The 1,167-nt window shown below is 65.0% G+C and carries 2 protein-coding genes; both read right to left on the minus strand.

Annotation, left to right across the window (positions count from 1 at the left end; all coding sequences use genetic code 11):
- Positions 1–227: 227 nt before the first annotated feature.
- The gene (locus JQ628_RS34350; protein ID WP_212231055.1) at positions 228–818 is read right to left on the minus strand and encodes a UPF0149 family protein; all 591 of its coding nucleotides are present in this window, start codon (positions 816–818) and stop codon (positions 228–230) included.
- A 29-nt stretch (positions 819–847) separates the two neighbouring features.
- A partial coding sequence (locus JQ628_RS34355) for an IS66 family transposase (RefSeq protein ID WP_212231056.1) occupies positions 848–1,167 on the minus strand: 320 nt, incomplete at its 5' end.

A 1,167-nucleotide genomic window follows, 5' to 3' on the forward strand; every position in this document is an offset into this window, starting at 1 on the left:
CTACCGCAAGATTGGACAGACGTGGGCGCGTCAGCGACATAATCATCGCAAAGCCTTGACGTCCTACGCGGAGGCGGAGGCCGTCCTCGGTTCCGGACCGGCTGAGGACGTCACGGCGTGGCGGCAGGAATGGGTGCAGATCCAACTTGAGCGATTAATGGCCTTCTACCTCGAGAACACGGCCGCGCGATTGAACGTAACCGGTATGAGCTCCCACGTCCGGGTGATCAGCGGGCGCGTGGGTAGCGGATCGGCATCCAGTATTGGCGCAGCGCCTCGACGGTCGCTGGAATGTCGAGGTGGGCATTGCGGAGAAAGTGCTCGGTTTCGCGGCCGCTTGGCGGCGGTCCGAGCAGCGGATGGCCCTGATCGTCGCGACAATGCAGCAGGATGGGCCGCAGCAGACCGTGATTGACGTTGCTGGCGTCCAGCAACGGCGTCCACACCGACAGCCTGAGCCGCATCGCGGCGTAGAAGCCCTGGCACCACGGACGCGGATCGATATCGCCACTGACTTCACGCCGGTGCATCGGCGCGAACTGGCGAGGCGTGGTCGAAAGGATCTGGCTGATCTCGTTGTGACGCAGCGCGACGGCGGAAATCGCCGCGAACTCCGGGGTGCCGCCGTGGTTGAAAGCATCGGCATCGATGGCGAGCAGCGGGCAGATCCAGTCGAGTGGGCTCATCGACACCGGTCCAGCCACGATGGCGGCGACGTAGCCGTCGAGCATGGCAATGCTGGTGGCGGCAGGATGCCGATCGAGGCGAGCCTGCAGCCACCGCTCGAGTTCCTCAAGCGGCATCGCGGCTGCTGCCATCGACGGCGCTGCCTTATGGCGGCGCGCCCTCATGCCGCGGCCTGTGCGGTGCGCTGGCGCGCCGCCTTCCAGTTCCAGGCGAGCAGCTCGTGCACCTGATGGCTCTTGGTTTGCCCGGACACGATGCGCTCCAGCACGTCAGTCAGATAGGTCTGCGGATCGAGTTCATGGAGCTTTGCCGTGTTCACGAGCGATGCCAGGATCGCCCAGCTCTCGGCGCCGCCCTCGCTGCCGCTGAACAATGAGTTGCGTCTTCCCATGGCAATCGGGCGCATGGAACGCTCGACCGTGTTGGAATCGACCTCAACGCGGCCGTCGCGGAGAAACAGCGTCAGCCCATCCCAGTGAT

Origin of the sequence: Bradyrhizobium lablabi, from assembly GCF_018129385.1 — a bacterium.
Lineage (GTDB): Bacteria > Pseudomonadota > Alphaproteobacteria > Rhizobiales > Xanthobacteraceae > Bradyrhizobium > Bradyrhizobium lablabi_C.

Bases quoted from the DNA above. Each gene is read 5' to 3' on its own strand.
- JQ628_RS34350 (WP_212231055.1), bottom strand. From the start codon at position 818: ATGGCAGCAGCCGCGATGCCGCTTGAGGAACTCGAGCGGTGGCTGCAG.